Origin of the sequence: Paenalcaligenes sp. Me52 (assembly GCF_050487965.1) — a bacterium.
Classification (GTDB): domain Bacteria; phylum Pseudomonadota; class Gammaproteobacteria; order Burkholderiales; family Burkholderiaceae_B; genus Paenalcaligenes.
In genome coordinates, this window is sequence record NZ_JBKQFO010000003.1 from 307924 (window position 1) to 327970 (window position 20047).

Annotated in this window: 17 protein-coding genes and 2 tRNA genes; 5 read left to right on the forward strand and 14 right to left on the reverse strand. The window is 49.7% G+C overall.

The window, feature by feature from the left end:
• Window positions 1-32: 32 nt before the first annotated feature.
• The 3 genes from ACLO87_RS15705 to ACLO87_RS15715 form a co-directional block, all read right to left on the reverse strand.
• Complete coding sequence (locus tag ACLO87_RS15705; RefSeq protein ID WP_430224219.1) at window positions 33-1235, reverse strand: tyrosine-type recombinase/integrase; 1203 nt, start codon at window positions 1233-1235, stop codon at window positions 33-35.
• 165 nt (window positions 1236-1400) lie between these two features.
• Window positions 1401-1477 (reverse strand) — tRNA-Arg (locus ACLO87_RS15710).
• A 73-nt stretch (window positions 1478-1550) separates the two neighbouring features.
• On the reverse strand, window positions 1551-2264 hold the full coding sequence (locus ACLO87_RS15715) for a polysaccharide deacetylase family protein (protein WP_430224220.1): 714 nt from the start codon (window positions 2262-2264) through the stop codon (window positions 1551-1553).
• A gap of 208 nt (window positions 2265-2472) precedes the next feature.
• On the opposite strand from ACLO87_RS15715, the gene ACLO87_RS15720 reads away from it, so the two are divergent.
• Window positions 2473-3768 (forward strand): phospholipase A, encoded by a 1296-nt coding sequence (locus tag ACLO87_RS15720; RefSeq protein WP_135864364.1) that lies wholly within the window; start codon window positions 2473-2475, stop codon window positions 3766-3768.
• A 43-nt stretch (window positions 3769-3811) separates the two neighbouring features.
• Window positions 3812-3888 (forward strand) — tRNA-Pro (locus ACLO87_RS15725).
• A gap of 132 nt (window positions 3889-4020) precedes the next feature.
• On the opposite strand, the gene ACLO87_RS15730 is transcribed toward ACLO87_RS15725, so the two are convergent.
• The 3 genes from ACLO87_RS15730 to ACLO87_RS15740 form a co-directional block, all read right to left on the reverse strand.
• Window positions 4021-4464, reverse strand: coding sequence for a DUF411 domain-containing protein (locus ACLO87_RS15730; protein ID WP_135864365.1), 444 nt, complete (start codon window positions 4462-4464; stop codon window positions 4021-4023).
• Window positions 4465-4527: 63 nt separating this feature from the next.
• A complete protein-coding gene (locus ACLO87_RS15735; RefSeq protein WP_430224221.1) occupies window positions 4528-6912 on the reverse strand; it encodes a phosphoketolase family protein in 2385 nt (794 codons plus the stop codon).
• A complete protein-coding gene (locus tag ACLO87_RS15740) occupies window positions 6909-7634 on the reverse strand; it encodes an ABC transporter substrate-binding protein (RefSeq protein WP_430224222.1) in 726 nt (241 codons plus the stop codon). The genes ACLO87_RS15735 and ACLO87_RS15740 overlap by 4 nt, the downstream gene beginning before the upstream one ends.
• Window positions 7635-7774: 140 nt before the next feature.
• Here ACLO87_RS15740 and ACLO87_RS15745 point away from each other — a divergent pair, with 140 nt between their 5' ends.
• Window positions 7775-8185, forward strand: a complete 411-nt coding sequence (locus tag ACLO87_RS15745; protein ID WP_430224223.1) for a DoxX family protein — start codon at window positions 7775-7777, stop codon at window positions 8183-8185.
• A gap of 18 nt (window positions 8186-8203) precedes the next feature.
• On the forward strand, window positions 8204-9145 hold the full coding sequence (locus tag ACLO87_RS15750; RefSeq protein ID WP_430224224.1) for a 2-hydroxyacid dehydrogenase: 942 nt from the start codon (window positions 8204-8206) through the stop codon (window positions 9143-9145).
• 82 nt (window positions 9146-9227) lie between these two features.
• Here the strand turns inward: ACLO87_RS15750 and pstB are convergent, their stop codons facing one another.
• The 5 genes from pstB to ppk1 all read right to left on the reverse strand — a co-directional run bounded on the left by pstB (window position 9228) and on the right by ppk1 (window position 15257).
• The gene (gene pstB / locus ACLO87_RS15755; RefSeq protein WP_135866731.1) at window positions 9228-10013 is read right to left on the reverse strand and encodes a phosphate ABC transporter ATP-binding protein PstB; all 786 of its coding nucleotides are present in this window, start codon (window positions 10011-10013) and stop codon (window positions 9228-9230) included.
• Between the two features lie 17 nt (window positions 10014-10030).
• A complete protein-coding gene (gene pstA, locus ACLO87_RS15760; RefSeq protein WP_135866729.1) occupies window positions 10031-10897 on the reverse strand; it encodes a phosphate ABC transporter permease PstA in 867 nt (288 codons plus the stop codon).
• Window positions 10898-10915: 18 nt separating this feature from the next.
• The gene (gene pstC / locus ACLO87_RS15765) at window positions 10916-11854 is read right to left on the reverse strand and encodes a phosphate ABC transporter permease subunit PstC (RefSeq protein WP_135866727.1); all 939 of its coding nucleotides are present in this window, start codon (window positions 11852-11854) and stop codon (window positions 10916-10918) included.
• A gap of 170 nt (window positions 11855-12024) precedes the next feature.
• Window positions 12025-13068: a phosphate ABC transporter substrate-binding protein PstS gene (gene pstS / locus ACLO87_RS15770; RefSeq protein WP_430224225.1), complete on the reverse strand. Its 1044-nt coding sequence runs from the start codon at window positions 13066-13068 to the stop codon at window positions 12025-12027.
• 104 nt (window positions 13069-13172) lie between these two features.
• A complete protein-coding gene (ppk1, locus tag ACLO87_RS15775) occupies window positions 13173-15257 on the reverse strand; it encodes a polyphosphate kinase 1 (RefSeq protein WP_430224226.1) in 2085 nt (694 codons plus the stop codon).
• A 190-nt stretch (window positions 15258-15447) separates the two neighbouring features.
• On the opposite strand from ppk1, the gene ppx reads away from it, so the two are divergent.
• Entirely contained in the window at window positions 15448-16944 is a 1497-nt protein-coding gene (ppx, locus tag ACLO87_RS15780) for an exopolyphosphatase (RefSeq protein WP_430224227.1), read from the forward strand.
• Window positions 16945-16992: 48 nt separating this feature from the next.
• Here the strand turns inward: ppx and ACLO87_RS15785 are convergent, their stop codons facing one another.
• From ACLO87_RS15785 to folP, 3 genes are all read right to left on the reverse strand, one after another.
• Window positions 16993-17787: a GNAT family N-acetyltransferase gene (locus ACLO87_RS15785; protein WP_135863959.1), complete on the reverse strand. Its 795-nt coding sequence runs from the start codon at window positions 17785-17787 to the stop codon at window positions 16993-16995.
• 66 nt (window positions 17788-17853) lie between these two features.
• Window positions 17854-19200: a phosphoglucosamine mutase gene (gene glmM / locus ACLO87_RS15790; RefSeq protein WP_430224228.1), complete on the reverse strand. Its 1347-nt coding sequence runs from the start codon at window positions 19198-19200 to the stop codon at window positions 17854-17856.
• Window positions 19187-20035 carry a dihydropteroate synthase gene (folP, locus tag ACLO87_RS15795; protein WP_135863955.1) on the reverse strand — a complete coding sequence of 283 codons (849 nt, stop codon included), beginning with the start codon at window positions 20033-20035 and terminating at the stop codon, window positions 19187-19189. Before folP ends, glmM begins: the two co-directional genes overlap by 14 nt.
• Window positions 20036-20047: the final 12 nt, after the last annotated feature.

A 20047-nucleotide genomic window follows, 5' to 3' on the forward strand; every position in this document is an offset into this window, starting at 1 on the left:
CGTCCCGTCGGACTAGATGCCAGCGTTAACCGTTACCCTATTTTCTTCACAGGGAAATCAAGTAGGTTCCCCTTGCGTAGCCCATACAAGTAATCCCCCCACCACTGCATCATCTTTTTGCGCGGTTCAAGATACAAGGCATGGTTATACGACGCACTCACCTCATCACGCTCTTGGTGGGCAAGCTGTAGCTCTATGTGCTCATGAGCAAAACCCTTTTCATGCAGCAACGTAGAAGCTACGCCTCGGAACCCGTGGCCAGTCATACGACTGCGATACCCCATACGATAAAGAGCGTACAAAATGGTGTTATTGCTCATATGGCCACCTCTACGATTATCCGAAGGAAATACATAGCTATCACTCATAGAAATAGCTTGCAGCTTCTGTATTACCTCTACGGCCTGTTTGCATAAGGGAACGATATGAGGGGTACGCATTTTCATGCGCTCGGCTGGTATCTCCCACCTCAGGGCCTGCAAATCAAACTCTGACCACTCGGCCTTGATGAGCTCAGAAGTGCGCACAAAGGTAAGAACCATCAACTGCATAGCAAGGCGTGTATGCGCTTGCCCTTGATACTCATCAATAGCCTGCAATAAGGCCGGCAGCTCTTTAGGTTCAATGCGTGCGTAATTCTGTTTTTTTCTTGGCTTTAGTATGTCGCTTGGGTTTACGTCACTGACTGGGTTGCGTTCAGCATAGTCATGGGCCACCGCAAAACGGGCTATTTGATTGCAGCGTTGTAACTGACGCTTGGCCATGTCCGCAGCACCACGGGCCTCTATACGCTTCACACAGTCTCTAACGTGCGCCGCAGTTAGTTCCTCAATCAACACATCACCGATAAACGGGAATACGTTGACCTCCAACCTACGCCACGCTTCCCTTGCTGTGCTATCTGACTTATCCGAGCGCCAATGCTCAAACCATAGTACGGCCACCTCTGCAAAGGTTTTACGGCCTTTGGCGCGCTTCTTCTGATACATGGGGTCCACACCCTCAGCCAGCACACGCTTAGCCTCTTGGTGAGCCTGCCGTGCAGCCTCTAGGGTGATAGTTGGATATACGCCATAGGACAGGGTCTTTCTTCTGTCTTGGTACCGGTAATCGTAGCGCCAATACTTGCCCATTTTGTTCACGAGCAAATACAAACCCGAGCCATCCGTTAACTTGTATGGCTGATTCTCTGGCTTAGCCTGACGCGCAGCAACGGCGCTGAGTTTGGGGCGCATTGACGGTATTTTTTTGGAGTGATTTATCAGATACCGTCTAAAGTACCGTCACATGACGGTATATGTCAACGTACCTTACCGTACATCAGCAGCCAAAAAAAAACCTGCTAACCGTTTATTGGCGCGGGTTTAAATGGCATTAGCGTACTTCAATTTACAGCATTATGGCGCGTCCAGCAGGATTCGAACCTGCGGCCGCCCGCTTAGAAGGCGGGTGCTCTATCCAGCTGAGCTATGGACGCGTTTCAGGAGATGAACTCCGGTGAATCAGGGATTATAGCGTGAAGCTAGGCGCAAAAGAAAGCTCTACGCGTATCAACGCTGAGCATTCTGCTGACGCTTCTTCTCTTCGCGTGGTGTACAGCACTTTTGCCAGAAATTGAAAAGGTGTGTGGAGCGCAAAATAGACACACGCGGTAAGGCAAACATATCATCCCCTGCGTGCGCTAAACCACGAAATGTTGCCGTGGCGTTGCTATAACCAGCCTCTTTCACCCACTCACGCACTTCCACAGACTCATCACCAAAGGGATAACAAAATGACTGCACTTCCGCTTGGGTAATGTCTTCCAGCACCGACTTAGATTCCCGCAACTGACGTACGCCTTCCTCTTTACCCACTTTGGTCATATAAACGTGGTCAATGGTATGTGAACCCACCTCAAGGCCTGCGGCATGCCACTGTCGCATTTGATCGGCGTTCATCAGCTCAGAAGGTAAAGCCCCTTTAGCCTGAGCCCAACCGTTATCTTGCAACCCAGACACCATGTAATTCGTTGCGGTAAAGCCGTGCTTTAACAACACAGGCATCGCATTTTCCAGCACGTTCACGTAACCATCATCAAAGGTTAGTGCAACGACTTTGCCCTGTTTTTCTCCGCGCAGATACGGCAAGGCATCACGCATGCTCACACCGGTATAACCCAGCATTTTCAACAACCGCATTTGGTTTGCAAAGCGGCGTGGATGCACTGTAGCACCGCGCAAATATGTGCCTCGTGGTGAGGGCTCACCGATCTGGTGATACATCAGTATGGGTATCATCGCTAGAGCATCTAAAAAGGAGTAATTCAAGACAGCATTATTGCACTGTACTTCTGACTAGAATGCAACATTCACACCTAGCGTGTACAAATAGTCACCTAGGCGCGTAAGGAAACCAACAAAATCAGGCACCTAAACGCTATATACTGGTGCAGTCATTCTACGCTGTAACCCTTATCTTCCTGTCTTTATAATGACTTCCTTCGTTTTAGTTCTACGCCGCCTCAGTATTGCGTTACTGACGTTAGTGCTAGGTTTAACCACCGCTCAGGCTGGTATCAGTTACTCACTTTTAGAAAATCAGGCTGCTCCAGGTGAAACAGTCACCGTACGCGCCATTTTGTTCAATGATGGCAGCGCACCGCTTAGCTGGACGCCGCCTAAGAACTTAGTCATGCAATGGCGAGGCAAAGATTCCGTCACACGCAGCTTGGCGTATTTGCAAACGCAAGGCAAACCCGTTGATGTGCCAGTAAATAACTTTGTTATTTTCAACTGGACGGCTATTGTTCCTACGGCTGTAAATGGCGTTCAAGCCGTTAGCGTTGAAGGTGCACCGGATTTATTTGCGCTGGATACTAGCCGTGGTGATCCTAACCCGTTACTAGCCTCGTTAGCTGAAACTCCTGTGGTGAATGCCGGAGCAGCCGCTCCTGGCGAAACCCAAGACCCAGTGCTGGATGAGACCAGTGTACGAGCAGCTGGCGCTACGCAAGGCTACGGCCCTTCGGTAACACAAACCGCGCATGCTCCAGTGGGTACATCAGCATTTGAGAACTTCCGCAATGCGATCTCTTTGTATGAACCTATTTACTTTGTGTTGGGCACTAGACCTGAAACCAATGCGCGTTTCCAACTGAGCTTTAAATACCGCCTGTTCAACCCCACCGACCCAACACAAGATAGCTTCATGGATCACTTCTATGCTGGCTATACCCAAACATCGCTGTGGGATTTAAGCTCTGACTCACTGCCGTTTGTAGACACTACCTACAACCCTAGCGTGTTCTGGTACAAAGAACGCATGTGGGACAGTGCAAACAATCGCTTCTTCGTAGGTCTGAACTCGGGTGTAGAGCACGCATCCAACGGAAAAGATGGTGATGACTCGCGTTCGTTAAATGATTTCTACATACAGCCTGAATTTGCCTACCGCTTCGATGGCGGCAGCACATTGAAGTTCAGTCCACGTGTAAAAGCCTATTTTGCAATGAGCGAAAACGGTGACTACCCCGATTATTTGGGTAGAGTGGACTGGAAAGTGAGCTGGGCACAAGATAATGGCCTGAAATTAGCAGGTACGTATAGACAAGGTCACCACGGACGAAATTCTATGCAGCTGGATGCCTCATGGCCCCTGAAACGACTGTATAGCGGGATGAACGGCTATTTGTACCTGCAGTATTATCGCGGTTATGGCGAGACTTTATTGGGCTACAGACACAAAAGCGAACCCCAATTACGCATCGGTTTAGCTTTAGTTCCATAAAAAGCTTTCTTTTTAAAAATGACCGTGTTAATATTTAATTCTTCGGGGCGTAGCGCAGCCTGGTAGCGCATCTGGTTTGGGACCAGAGGGTCGTAGGTTCGAATCCTATCGCCCCGACCAATACTAAAAAGGGATTACATCACACGATGTAATCCCTTTTTTCATGGCTGAAACATACGGCCAAAAACAAAGCCTCTGTTTTTACACAGAGGCTTTGTTATTTACGGCTCAGCAAGGTTCACAGGTACCGCATTAGAAGCGCCCGTACTCCGCAACCACCTTACCGGACTCATCCAGCAAATACACGGGCAACGTGCCTGGAATCTCTGGCCCCATGCCGGGTGAGTTTTGCGGCATACCTGGTACCGAAATACCTACCGCCTTAGGACGCTCAGCCAAGAGCTTCTGAATTGCAGCCACAGGCACGTGACCCTCTATCACGTAACCATCTAACTCTACCGTGTGGCAACTAGGCGCTTGATCTGTGCCTAGCTGCTGTTTGACGGGCATCATATCAGCATGATCCACGCGCGTTACGGTCATACCATGCTGTTCCAAATAATCAGCATAGGCATTACAACAGCCGCACCATGGATCTTTGTGCAGCACGGCTTCTAATGTTGCCGGTGCTGCTATCGCAGAACCCACAGGAACCAGTGCGGCTAAAGCCAGCACACAGGAAGCTAAACGTGTCATGATCACTCCTGAAAATTTGACCCTGACAGCCTAAAGCTTCCTACTGTGTCAGGGTCAAGTTTTTTACACCTCTGGATGATCTAGATCAGAAGGCTTACCTTTGCCATCCAACGCAAGTAGATGCTGTGGTTCTAGCAGCTGAGTTCTGTCCCAACCACATAGCTCAGCAGCAGCATCTACCGCGTGCGCCCATGTACAACGATTGGCAAACAACATACCGAAGACATCTAAAGTACCGCCTCGGTTGATGTAGCCCAATGCGCGCGTACCAGCCACACCGCTGTCTAACCTACGCAATACCCCCAACATAGGCTCAGGCCGCGTATGGGTCAGCAAGACACGCTTCATACCCACAGGGAACAACTGCTGCAAGGTAGCATCATCCAACACGCTTTGTGCTTCTAGCTTGTCACGAGGCACACGCAAACGACCCGGCTCCATAATCACAGTTACGCAGCTGTTGCGCCCCTGCTTTTCTAGCCAAGCATGCGCTTTTAAGGCTTCCTCTAGTTGGTACGCCCCCATGGCCACCAACTGCACCTCAGCGGATTCTGGCGTACCTACCAAATGCCATGCCCCTGCTTCCACCAATTTCTTTGCAGTATCAGCATCAAAACGGTTAGGCGTATCACGCTTAGAGATAATCAAGGTCGCCACTTGAGCACGGTGCTGATACACATTACTCATCGCGGCAATCGCGGTATTACCGTCTACCGGGAACAGCACACGGGATGTATCGGACATTTCGCCCAATAAGGCCTCACCAATCGTTGGATCTTGGTGCGACTGCTCGTTTTTGGAGTTTTCCCAGGTGTGGGATGTCACAATCAGTGGCACCGACAACCACGCAGGGCTTTGCCCCATTTCACGCTGACGACGGGAGAAGATAATTTCCTGACGCAAGATACCCAGCATTTTTACTGCGAAGGCTTCATAGGTCACAATTAAATTCAGACCTATTTTGTTCGCCAAGGCAGCGGCTGCAACAGCCTCTTCGTTCAGTGCTGTAATCACCGAACCCAACACGCTTTCAGGTACACCTGCCTCGGGTTCGTTCACACGGTGACGCAAACGCTGCAAGGTGCCGCCCATCTTATTACTGGCCAGTTCATCTGGATTACCAATACGTACACGTACGTCTGGGTTGGCATCCAGTACGCTCAAAAACCAATCATCCAGCGCTTGCATAGGAGATGCCACTTTACCGACGGTCTCCCCTTTCCACACTGGCAACGTAATATTTTCTGGATGACGATCTACCAGCGCATGCTGGCTTTCTTTCACGCGGTTTTGCTGCTGATGATTATCCAAACATGCCAAGGCTTCGTCCAGCTCGCCTGCAGGAATAAATAGTGCGCCGACGCTGTTATTAAACGCATCACGCGCATGTTGGTCTTTAGAAGGGTTACCACCCAACGGTAGGTTATGAGCAGCATTGGTGCCCGCACCTGCAAAACCAAAGCCTTTTTCAGTTTCTGCAATGATGTACGGCAACGGCGCAGGGTACTGATGTTGGGGCTGAGCAATAAAGTTAGCCAGTCTATGCTCGGCCTCGAGAATTCCCCATGCAATCGCAGCCGGGTCCCTACCGTCGACGATCATAGGATCAAAGCCATTGTGACGTAGGTCTTCAGCCAACCACGGTGCGCCACCCTCTTGTGCAATTTGCGTACGCTCTTCAATGCGACGGCCATTCAATACCATCACAGGGATAGCCATGCCGCTATCTTCGGCGCGCCACCAACGTGGTGCCCAATCTGCACCGCGCTGCTCTTCAAATGCACCATCACTCAAGAAAGCGACTACGCTTTCGCCTGGCACAGGCATGTGCACATATTGCAGACCCGCAAAGCCCAAGTAACCACCTTCCATAATGGCACCTGCTGTTGCTGGACCTGCATGGCTACCCAGCGGTACAGAGGCGTGACCCTCTGCATCCATTGCGTAGCTGTAGAAATCTTTCATTAGCTGGGCTAATCCAGCTTCACTGCGGTCATACCTACCTTTCTGGTACGAGGACACATCGCCTGTTAGTGCATTAATAGCCTCGATTGCTGCCACGCAATGCCCCTGCCCCATCAACCACGAACGGGTATTGCCTGTGAGCGCATTAGCAACCAGATAGGCCACAAAGGCAGGCACCATATTCAGAGCACCACCGGTATGCCCTTCAGGCACTGGTTTGAAATCTTCGGCCTGTAACGGCGCACCCGACAAATTGATGCGCTGCGCATAGGTCATGTGAGCCACGATGCTCATAGCCATGCAGCTGACTTTATCAGCCGCCATCAGCAATTTATAGCCAGCTTCTACCGTTGGCAATTTTCCCTCTGTATGCAAGCACTCTAGCAATGCTTGCACGCGCACTACAGTCTCTGGCTGGCGGCGAATAGGGCCTTTACCCTGTTGCCATTGTGACTGTAAAGCATTCATTGTTTGTGTTGTCATGGTGCTGCTATCTCCGCTGATTGGCCGCTCCGTTCCAGAGCTGCCCGTATGAAGTTGCTGTGTTTCATATCCTGCAAAAAGCCTACTAACCAATCATAGGCCAGTTGACGCTCCTTAGGGACAGCCATTGCCTGCTGAATAGCCGTGAAATGCCCTTCTAATACACGATATTCAGGATGCTCAGCCACATAGGCCAGCAAAGGCTGACGCACCCCCGCAGCCGCTTCTAATTGCTGTTCTGCGAACAGATCCATCGCAGCCGCTGAAGTGGGAGCTCGTTCTAAACTGGCATGCTGCAAATGGCGGGATAAAAACAAATCGTAAGCCGCGCCCTGCCCTACAGCTATACGCACACCTGCTTGATCCAATTGATCTACGTGGGTAAATGGCGCATCGTTTGCCACCATATAAGTGCCCTCTATTTGTACGTAAGCTTCAGTGAACTGAATACTTTGGGCACGCAATGGATCTATGGCTAAAAATGCCAAATCCCACTCATCTTTTTCACGCCCGGCCACCACTTTGCCTGCAGCGTCATAACTGACAAACTGAGGGGTCACACCCAAACGTTCTGCTACCGCTCTGGCTAAGTCTGCGGCCACGCCTCGTGGCTGGCTATCACTTTCGCCACGCTGCACCAACACGGGATTTCCGTAATTCATGGCCACACGCAGTACGCCCGACGGAGCCAGATTACGTAACACTTCCTGTGTTTCTATCATGCTTTTCTCCTCGTCAACTTGTTTACAGAGAATTACCTACTCTGCGGCAACCCCTGTGTATGAACTCTCTATAATAGCGCTAGTCCCCTAGTAAAAGCTGGCCTATAACGGTCAGCACCTCCGCAAATCAAAGGCTTATTATGTCCTCTTCTTCATCCGACGATCTGGCCAAACTACTGCTACGTTTAGGTGTGGGCGTCTTACTCTTGCTGCATGGCCTACACAAGCTCTCTTATGGAGTCAGTGGCATCGAGCAACTGTTAATTAACAAAGGATTGCCCCCCTATTTGGCATGGGGTGTTTTTGTAGGCGAGATCATCGCCCCGCTACTCATGATTACAGGCCTCTACACACGCCTAGCAGGTTGGCTGGCTACTGTAAGTATGCTTTTTGCTTTATGGTTAGCCCATAGCCATCAATTCCTAAGCCTAAACAGTAGCGGTGGCTGGCGTATTGAACTTCAAGCCCTGTTCTTAATTGGCAGCCTGTGCATAGCCCTACAAGGCGCTGGTAGACACAGCCTTGGCGGCTCTGGTGGCCGCTGGAATTAAGTTTTTATTGTGTAAGTTATGACCCTAGTAGCCAAACCCGAATACAGTACCCAAACCCTAGACGATTACCGTCACCAGTTTGCGCAGCACCTTCCTAACCTACCTATAGCGTTATGGAACGATCCCAATCTGGATGTAGAAAGCATTCAGTACGCAATGGTATGCCGCCCTGAGCCTGGCTTCTTAGCATCACTACCCAATCTAAAAGTAGTGTTTAGCACTGGTGCAGGTGTGGAACATATCACCCGCGACCCACATTACCCATGGCACGTGCCGTTGGTACGTATGCACACGCAAGAAGCTACCCAACAAATGGCAGAACACGTGTTGATGTGCAGCATGATGAGCGTACGCCGCTACCCCATCGCCGTGCGGGCACAACAACAAAGCCAATGGCAAGACTACGAAATCCCCCGCAGCATCGCTAACACAACGGTGGGGATTATGGGGTTAGGTAACTTTGGTTTGCACACTGCCCAACAACTGCATCGCAGTGGCTTTAAGGTGATTGGCTGGTCACGCTCACGCCATGAACATGACTTTATGGAATGCTATGCCGGCCAAGAAGAGCTCGCTGACTTTCTATCACGCAGCCACATCTTGGTATGTTTATTGCCCCGCACCGATGCCACACACCATATTCTGAATCAGCGCACGTTAGCACAACTTCCTGCTGGCGCTAGCCTGATTAACGTAGGTCGTGGCGCACATGTGAAAACCGATGACTTACGTGCCGTGCTAGATTCCCAGCACTTGAGCTATGCGTTCTTAGACGTGTTTGAACAAGAACCCCTACCTGCCGATTCGTGGCTATGGCAGCACCCTAGCGTCATCACCACCCCACACGTAGCCGCAAATGCCACATTAGAAGCCAGCATCCACTATGTGTCTGAACAAATTCAGCACTTTGAAGCTGGGCAAGCGCTGCGTAATGTGTATGATGTGCAGCAGAAGTATTGATACACCAGCGTAGTCTTTATAAAAAAACCTGCCAGAGCATTAACTCTGGCAGGTTTTTTATTTCTACACACCGTGTCGCAGCTTAACCGAATCTACCTGTGATGTAGTCTTCAGTTTCTTTGCGAGTAGGCTTCACAAAGATTTGATCGGTTTCGCCGAATTCCATTAGCTCGCCCAAGTACATGTAGGCGGTGTAATCGGAACAACGCGCAGCTTGCTGCATGTTGTGCGTTACGATCACCACGGTGTAATCACTTTTCAGTTCAGCGATCAACTCTTCCACTTTAGCGGTAGAGATAGGATCCAGCGCAGAACAAGGTTCGTCCAACAACAATACTTCTGGTTTGATCGCGACACCACGAGCAATACACAGACGCTGCTGCTGACCGCCAGACAAGCTGTTACCGTTCTGGTGCAGTTTGTCTTTCACTTCATTCCACAACGCTGCTTTGGTCAGCGCCCATTCCACACGCTCGTCCATTTCACCTTTGCTAAGCTTCTCAAACAAACGCACGCCAAAAGCGATGTTGTCGTAGATGCTCATTGGGAATGGCGTTGGTTTCTGGAACACCATACCTACTTTGGCGCGGATCAAGGAGATATCCAGCTTAGACGTCAGCAGGTTCTCGCCATCTAGCAAGATTTGACCTTCTGCGCGTTGGCCTGGGTACAGCTCAAACATACGGTTAAAGGTACGCAACAAGGTAGACTTACCGCAACCGGATGGGCCAATAAACGCCGTCACTTTCTTTTCACGGATGGACATGTTGACGTTTTTCAACGCATGGAAACCACCGTAGTAAAAATTCAGATCTTTGATTTCCAGCTTAGTGTTCGAATTTTGCATAGTCGTTGTCTGTTCTGACATGGTTACTCCGGTTCAATCTACTTGTTGCGGAACAGCGAGCGGGCAAGAATGTTAATGCCCAGCACAAACAAGGTAATAAGTACAGCGCCGGCCCATGCCAGACGGTTCCAGTCTTCAAAAGGACTTGCCGCGTATTGGAAAATCACCACTGGCAAGTTGGCCATAGGGCCATTCATGTTCATGGACATAAACTGGTTGTTCAAAGCAGTAAACAGCAGCGGCGCAGTTTCACCCATAATGCGGGCAATAGCCAGAAGAACACCAGTGATAATGCCTGAGCGAGCCGCTTTATAACAGATCGCTGTGACCACACGCCACTGTGGGCAACCCAATGCAGCAGCGGCTTCGCGCAAGCTGTTAGGTACCAACTGCAGCATGTTATCAGTAGAACGCACCACCACAGGAATCACCAGAATCGCTAAAGCCAGCGAGCCCGCCCAACCCGAGTAATGACCTACTTGTGCCACATAGGTAGCGTAAATAAACAAACCAATAATAATGGACGGGGCTGACAGCAGAACGTCGTTCAAGAAACGCGTTGCTGGAGCCAACCAACCACGGCGGCCATATTCAGCCAAGTATGTACCGGCCAATACACCTATGGGCGTACCGATCAACGTACCCATACCGGCCATCATAAAGCTACCCAAAATGGCATTCAGCAAGCCACCATCACTACCTGGAGGCGGTGTAGCTTCTACAAATAGGCTAAAGCTCAGTGCCGAAGCGCCTTTGACCAGCAGTGTGATAATGATCCAGAACAACCAGAACAAACCAAAGATCAACGCAATAAACGATAGCGTCAGCATCAGCTTGTTGATCACGGAACGGCGCTTGTACACCGAGTTGTTCAGATTCAGGATAGAAGTTGGTTTTGTAGTCATGATAATGTCGCCTTCCTATTAGGTTTTGCTACCTTCGCTCTTAGACAAGCGAAGCAACATTACTTTGGACAAGGCCAACACAACGGTGGTGATCAAGAACAGAATCAGGCCCAGCTCTAACAATGCCGATTTCTGCATACCGCCCGCTTCGTTAAATTCGTTCGCCAACGCAGACGCGATGGAGTTGGATGGCGCGAAGATGGAATTTGGCAAGTTAAAGGCATTACCAATCACAAAGGTTACTGCCATGGTTTCGCCCAAGGCTCTACCCAACCCCAACATCACCCCACCAATTACCCCGTTACGGGTAAAGGGCAATACCACTTTCCAGGTAACTTCCCATGTGGTGCTACCCAAACCGTAGGCAGACTCTTTCAACAAGGAAGGCACCAGTTCAAACACATCGCGCATAACGGCGGTGATGAACGGAATAATCATGATGGACAGAATCAAACCTGCTGTGAACACACCGATACCAAAGGGTGGCCCTGCAAAGATAGCGCCCAATACTGGCACACCCTCAAACAAGGAAATCAGGCTTGGCTGCACATATTCTTGGAACAGGGGCACAAATACAAACAACCCCCACATCCCGTAGATGATGGACGGAATAGCCGCCAACATCTCAATCGCTGTACCCAGTGGACGACGCAACCAAACTGGTGACAGCTCGGTCAAGAACATCGCAATCCCGAAGGATACTGGCACGGCTATCAGCAGTGCGATAAAGGATGTTGCGATCGTACCTAGGATTGGTACCAATGCACCGTACTCATTACGTACAGGATCCCACTCATTGGTCCAGAGGAAAGACAGACCATACTCTGCAATAGATTCCCTACTACCGTAGATCAGGGACACCATGATCCCAGCAAGAAGGATAAATACTAGGAAAGCAAAAGAGCGGGTCAGGTTCTTGAATATGGCATCCAAGAAAGAATTCTGGGTTTGTTTCATAACAGCGTCTCGGGATCGTGCCCCATTTTTGTGTAAATTGTACGGGACACCAACACGTATCCCAAATTAACAAAGCGTAATTGTCACATAACAAGGACGGAACCACCTAACAGGTTGGAACCGTCCTTGAAGAATTACGCTTTTACACTACAACTTGAAGCAAAAGCTGTTTATTTCCAGATAGCTGTGCCATCAGCTGCTTTGATCTCTGCAGCCCAACTTTCCTTGATCTTATCTGTCACTTCTTTAGGCAAGGCTACGTAATCCAGTTCTTCAGCTTGCTGAGCACCATTCTCGAAGGCCCAGTTGAAGAAATCCAGCACAGCTTTACCGTTTTCAGGTTTATCTTGCACTTTGTGTACCAAGATAAAGGAAGCGGACGTTACAGGCCAAGAGTCAGCACCTGTTTCGTTAGTCAGGATCACACCCATACCTGGTGCGCTGTTCCAATCAGCATTTGCAGCAGCAGCGGCAAAGGACTCTTGGGAAGGCTGTACGAATTGGCCATCTTTGTTTTGCAACTGTGTCCAAGACAGGTTGTTCTGTTTGGCGTAAGCGTACTCAACGTAACCGATGGAGTTTTTCAACTGACGTACGTAAGCGGCAACACCTTCGTTACCTTTACCACCTTGACCTGTAGGCCATTTAACAGCTTTACCTTCACCAACTTGCTCTTTCCAGTCGTTGGATACTTTGGACAGGTAGTTAGTCCAGCCAAATGTTGTACCGGAACCGTCAGAACGGTGTACCACAATGATGGATGTGGAAGGCAATGTCAGCTCTGGGTTCAGTGCTTTGATCGCTTCGTCATCCCATTTAGTGATTTTTGCCAAGAAGATGTCAGCCAATACTTCACCGGACAAACGCAGTTGACCAGGAGCCACACCTTCAACGTTTACTACAGGCACGGTACCGCCAATGATGGCAGGGAACTGCAGCAAGTTGTTTTCAGTCAAAGCATCGCTTTTCATCGGGTCATCAGACGCACCGAAATCTACAGTTTTTGCAATGATCTGCTGTTGACCACCACCAGAACCGATGGACTGGTAGTTCACTTGCTTACCAGTTTCAGTGTGGTAGGAGGCAGCCCATTTAGCGTAAATTGGGAAAGGGAAAGATGCACCAGCACCTGTGATATTAGTTGCTTGTGCCGACACAGCCAGAGCGCCGAACGTAACGGCCACAGCCACTTTAGAAAAAACTCGTTTCAACATCTAGACACCCTCGAGATGGATATTCGTTTGGTTATACAGGCACATCCCTGCACGTATAGCTATAGTAAAACCCAAATATTACATGTTCATGACATGTAGACATCTTAGGATTTATTGTTGCCTGGCCCTAACTTATCCATCAACAACTGATGAACGTTCACGGCTTTACCACGGCCTTTTACGCGTACATATCTACCATCAGGCAAGGCTTTCCATGCCAACTGGTTGTCTTTCATCGAATACGTAAAGGACTCGGTGATCACACGACGCTTCACGCGCTTGTTTAATACAGGCACGCCCAGCTCTACACGACGGAAGAAATTACGCTCCATCCAATCTGCAGATGACAAATACACGTTTTCTTCACCGCTATTGTAAAAATAGAACACGCGTGAATGCTCTAGGAAGCGCCCTACGATAGAGCGCACTTGAATATTCTCAGACAGCCCAGGCACACCTGCGCGCAAGGCACAAATACCGCGAATCACTAACGAGATACTCACCCCCGCCTGACTGGCTTCATACAACGCTTTGATGATGCGCGGCTCTAACAGCGAATTCATCTTCGCCATAATTTTGGCTTTTTTGCCCGCCAGCGCGTTATCACGCTCTGTGTGGATATGAGCAATCATGGCTTCGTGCAAAGAAAATGGTGCCTGCAACAAACACGTCAAATTGCGACGCGCTCCCAAGCCCGTTAATTGTGCGAAAACTTTATCCATGTCTTCGCAAATCGCATTGTCAGCAGTCAGCAAGCCAAAATCCTCGTACAACTTAGCTGTACGTGGGTGATAGTTACCGGTGCCCAAGTGACCATAACGACGAATCAACCCTTGTTCACGGCGCAGCACCAATGCCATTTTGGCGTGTGTTTTGTGCCCTACTACCCCGTAACTAACGTGCGCGCCCACTTCTTCCAGACGTGCTGCCCAATTAATATTGGTCTGCTCGTCAAAGCGCGCCATGAGCTCTACCACTACCGTTACTTCCTTACCGGCTCTGGCTGCCATCAGCAACACACTCATCAGCTCGGAGTCTTCACCAGTACGGTAAATAGTTTGTTTTATCGCCACCACATGCGGGTCTAAAGCAGCAGCTCGCAAGAAACTCAAGATAGGCGAAAAGGATTGATACGGGTGATGCAATAGCTGGTCAGACTTAGACAGCAGATTAAAAAAGTCGCTGGGGTCGTCATCTAACTTATCAAAAGGAGCCGGCACAGGGGCCCGATATGGCGGGAACAACAGATCAGGCCTATCGTCGTTATCACATAACCTAGACAGCCTAGACAAGTTCACAGGCCCCAACACTCTGTAGGTGTCGGCTTCTGTTAAATTAAACTCGCGCTGCAAGAACTCTGCATGATTTGCCGGAGCAGATAAGTCTATTTCCAAGCGTACAGCCGCACCGAAATTACGCTGCGACAACTCCCCTTGCAAGGTTTGACGCAAGTTAGTGACCTCTTCCTCATCCACAAACAAATCACTGTTACGCGTCACACGCCACTGATACACGCCATCCAACTGCATGCCAGGGAACAGCTCGCCTACAAACGCCTTAATCAACGACGTCAGCAACATGTAGCCATGTGGAATACCAGCAATTTCTGGTGGCACAGCAATTAATCGTGGCAATGCTCTAGGCGCTTGCACAATGGCAATAGAACCTGTGCGTCCAAACGCGTCTGAACCACTTAACTGAATAATAAAATTCAGACTCTTGTTATACACACGTGGAAACGGATGTGCCGGGTCCAAGCCAATGGGCGTGAGCAACGGCATGATTTCGCGGCTAAAGGTCTCGTAAGCCCACTCACGAATCTCATCTGTCCAGGTATTAGGCATTAGTAAACCAATGCCCTCCTCCATCAACTGCGGCAGCACATGATGCACCAACAGCTTATTTTGTTTATCAACTAGCACGTGAGCGGCCTGCTGCACTTTCTCGAAGGCTTGCTGTGGTGTAAAACCATCTTCGCCCACGTGATTGTTTTTTTGCAGGATTTGCTCTTTAAGACTGGACACTCGAATTTCGAAAAACTCGTCCAGATTCGAGCTCACAATACAGAGATAACGCAGTCGCTCCAGCAATGGCACTGTGGGGTTTTCCGCCATGGCCATCACGCGTTCATTAAATTTCAGCAGGGAAAGTTCGCGATTTAAAAAAATCGCATCAGGAGAAGGGAGCATAGTTCAAAAGGTACTCATCGTTGCCGTTGTCACACTTTTTACACTGCTATTTTGACAGTTTTATGAAAGTTCATAATAAAGAAGGTGTATGTGCTTTTTACAGCCCTATAGTTTGCTTGATATTTACCGTGCCATAGTTGGTAGCTTATACGTATAATCGCATAATAATTGTCAGCACTAAGCACAGATAATGGAACAACTACTCGCAGCGGTTGACCTGGGTTCAAATAGCTTTCGCCTGTCTATAGGCAGAGTGGAACAACATAATGGTCATGCTCAGATCTATGCGGTAGATCGCTTGAATGAATCCGTACGTCTTGCCTCTGGTATGAGCGCAGACAAACGCATACATCCTGAAGCGGTTGAACGTGCAGTCTCCGTACTGAAACGCTTTCATGAGCGTATTGCTGGGTTTCACCCCAATAGAGTACGTGCAGTCGCCACCAACACCTTCCGCGTTGCCAAAAACCGTCAGGCTTTGCTTGAAGCCGCCGAGAACGCTTTGGGTTTCCCCATTGAAGTGATCTCCGGCTACGAAGAAGCTCGCTTGATTTTCTCTGGTATCAGCAATGAGCTGCCTCCTTCCCCTAACCGACGCCTGATGATTGATATAGGCGGTGGTTCTACGGAAGTTATTATTGGTAAAGGCTTTCAGCCCATGCTGCTGTCGTCGTTATCCATGGGCTGTGTGAGCTATACCGACCGTTTTTTCCCAGACGGCACCATTACCGAAGTGCGCATGCAGAAAGCCATTCTGGCGGCGCGTAACGAACTGGAAGGCATTGCCAAGCAATACCGCAAAACCGGCTGGCAAGAAGCATATGGTTCATCAGGTACAGCCAAAGGCATTATTGCCATCTTGCAAGCCACCGAGATGTCTAAAAAAGGCATTACGTTGGAAGGCATGGAACAGCTTAAAGCTAAACTGGTGCGTGACCGCACCGTCAAAGTTAGCGAGCTACCCGATATCAAGCCGCACCGTGCTCCGGTGCTAGCGGCTGGTCTGGCAATCATGATTGCGGTGTTCCAAGAGCTGAAAATCAAGCTCATGTTACCCGGTGAAGGTGCGTTACGTGTAGGTGTGCTCTACGACCTGCTTGGACGTGATTCTGAACGTGATAAACGTGAAGAAACCGTTATACAGCTAAGCAAACGCTACCATCTGGATATCAAGCAGGCCACACGCGTTAAAACTGCTGCACTCACCTTGTTTGATCAGTTAGCGCTGGCGAATAACCAAGAGAATCAAGAACTACGTCGCTCGCTGGGTTGGGCAGCATCCTTGCATGAAGTAGGCCTAAGCATCGCGCACAGTGATTATCACCGTCACACTGCCTATGTGCTGGAAAATGCAGATATGCCTGGTTTTTCCAAAGATGACCAGATTCTGTTGGCCTTCTTAACCCGAGGCCATCAAAGCAAGCTCACTAAACTGCCCTCTTTTGACGCAGAACCTACTCACTGGCAGGCACTGCTCTGTTTACGCTTGGCCGTCATGTTGATGCGCCGACGTGAAGACCTAGAGGAACTTCCTCTGCACCTGCAAAACACCACAGAAAAACTGCTCATACACACAAATAATGACTGGCTAGCCGCCCGTCCATTATCCGAGTTCGCCCTGCGTACTGAACAGCAGCAATGGGAGCGTACAGGCTTACTGAGCGTCAAACTCAAAACCACCAAGTAAACCGTATCGTGCGGCATAAAAAAACCAGGCATTTGCCTGGTTTTTTATTTACTCTTCGTCTGCAATACCAAAGTGACGTTTGTAGCGTATATCCATTTCTTCCATATCTAACAGAATAGGAAAATCCGCTGTATTAAAGTCAGGATCCCATGCAGGCTCACCGCAGATTTGAGCACCTAAGTTCAGGTACCCTTTGATCAGTGGTGGAATACGTGCTGGCAATTGGCTGTTAAGTTTCTCTACTGGGTAGCGATGCAAAGGCTGTAAGCGTACTACGTTAGGATTACGCTCCATAAAGTCTTTGGCTTCACGCCAGACTTTTGCTGCCGTTACACCGTCGTCACGCAAGCTCACACTCGCACAACCCAGCAAATAACGAAAACCAGCTTGGTGTGTCAGTGAGACGATACCTGTCCACAGCAACATAATGACGCCGCCATTGCGATAGGCTGGGTGTATACAAGAGCGCCCAACTTCAACCACACTGTCACGAATATTATCGAGTGCTGAAATATCAAACTCAGACTCAGAGTAATACGCCCCTACTTTCTTCGCACCTTCGGGCATCAGCATGCGGTATGTACCTACCACCTGCTTTTTCTCTTCATCCACCACCATAAAGTGAATGCAGTGTTCGTCGTATTTATCTATATCCAGCCCTAACTCGGCACTAGGAAAGACTGCATTCATTTCGCTAGTGAACACATCGTAGCGTAACTTTTGCACAGCCCTCAGCTCTTCCGGTGTTTGCACCAGCCTAAGCTGTATGCCCCGGGCTTCTGGATTGCTCCAGACCGACTGAGTGATCTTCCCCTGCGAAACAGACTTTCTTGGAATTAGCATTGTGGCCTCCAAAGCGTTTGTTCTATCATGCCTTGCTGATATTGCAGGTTCTTGATATCTATATGTCTATTTTGTAACATCAACCGACTGTAGTTTATTTATGCCAGCCTCGGTGAGCTCAGCCGTTTCGGCTTCCACCATCAGGCGTAGCTTGGGTTCTGTACCGGAAGCTCGGATCAATACGCGCCCTTGATCACCCAACATTGCTTCCACTTCATTCTTGGCTTGTACCAGCCCTTCATGCTGTCGCCAATCCCTTCCCTGCTCCCACACTACATTGACCATGATCTGCGGATACATTTTAAGGTCTGCAACCAAGTCAGCCAATTGACAATTGTCATGACGAAGCGCGGTCAGTATCTGTAGAGCGGCAATAATACCATCACCCGTGGTGTGGTAATCCAAGCAGAGCAAGTGCCCTGAGCTTTCGCCGCCGTATAACCAGCCTCTTTGTAACAATTGCTCTAAGACGTAACGATCCCCTACGTTGGCGCGGGCAAACGACACCCCCAACTCACGTAATCGTTTTTCTAGACCGAAATTGGTCATTAAGGTACCAACCACCCCTTTCACGTGGCGTGATTTCATGCGATCACGCACGATGATATAGAGCAATTCATCACCGTCATAAAGCTTACCCGAACGGTCAACCATCTGCAAACGGTCGGCATCACCGTCTAGCGCTATGCCAAGGTCAGCATCTAGCTCACGTACCACCTCTAGCAAATGCTCTGGATGCGTAGCACCTACCCCTGCATTGATATTGAAACCATCGGGTTCGCAACCAATAGCGTGCACCTCTGCACCCAGCTCTCGGAAGACGTGTGGAGCAATATGGTAAGCAGCACCGTTAGCAGCATCCACCACAATTTTCAGACCCGACAAGTCCAGCTCATTGGGGAATGTGCTTTTACAAAATTCGATATAACGCCCCGCCGAGTCTTCTAAACGGCGGGCGCGGCCCAGTTTGTCAGAAGACACGCAATCCAGCGGAGAATCCAATGCTTCCTCAATAGCCAACTCTATTTCATCGGGCAACTTCATGCCTTGGCTAGAGAAAAACTTAATGCCGTTATCGTGATACGGGTTATGAGAAGCGCTGATCACAATACCTGCCGTCAAACGCAAGGTGCGTGTCAGGTAAGCTACTGCAGGTGTAGGCACAGGCCCCGCCAGCAACACGTCCACCCCAGCGGCTGACAAACCAGCCTCTAATGCTGACTCCAGCATATAACCAGAAATACGAGTATCTTTACCAATAATGACAGTTGGTCTGTTGTTCTTTGTATGCAAAGAGCGGCTAAACACCTTACCTGCTGCATAGCCCAAACGTAGGGCAAACTCTGCATTAATGGTGGAACCACCTACCAAACCACGTACGCCATCCGTACCAAAATATTTACGTGCGCTCATCAATTACTCCGGTCTCTACCGCTCTCCAGACGCGCAAAGCATCTGCCGACGCAGCAACATCATGTACTCGTAATACGCTAGCACCGTACCGCACTGCGGCCAACATGCCAGCCAAACTACCCGCTACACGTTCCATGGGAGGTCTATTCACCACATGTCCAATCATGGATTTACGTGATAGGCCTATTAACGCAGGATAGCCTTCCTGCAGGAGTTGGGGCAACGAGCGTAACAACTGGTAATTTTGCTCTACCGTTTTACCGAACCCCAACCCAGGGTCCAACATAATCTGTTCAGGACGCAAACCTGCAGTACGCAAGCGCTGCACCTGATGCATCAGAAATCGCCGCACCTCGTCCAGTACGTCGTCGTACTGTGGCGCTTGCTGCATAGTTTTGGGTTCGCCCTGCATGTGCATCACACACACACCACAACGACTACCTTGTACCGCTGCTAAGGCCTCTTCCGAGCGAAAGCCAGCCACATCATTGATGATGTCGGCGCCCGCATCTAGCACAGCACGCATCACAGTGGGCTTGAAGGTGTCTACGGATAGGGGGATGTTTGCCGCACGTAAGCCTTCAATGATTGGCAGTACGCGTCGCAGCTCTTCTTCTATAGATACCGGCTCGGCGCCTGGTCGGGTAGACTCGCCACCGATATCCAGAATATCTGCGCCGTCGGCAATGAGTTTCTTGGCATGTTCCAGTGCCAAGTCAGTACGATAGTGGGCATTGCCGTCCGAAAAGGAGTCGGGCGTAATATTCACAATACCCATCAATAACGGGCGTTCGAGACTTAACTCGAAACGCCCGCAAAGCCATGTTTGATTCATGGAAATACAGTA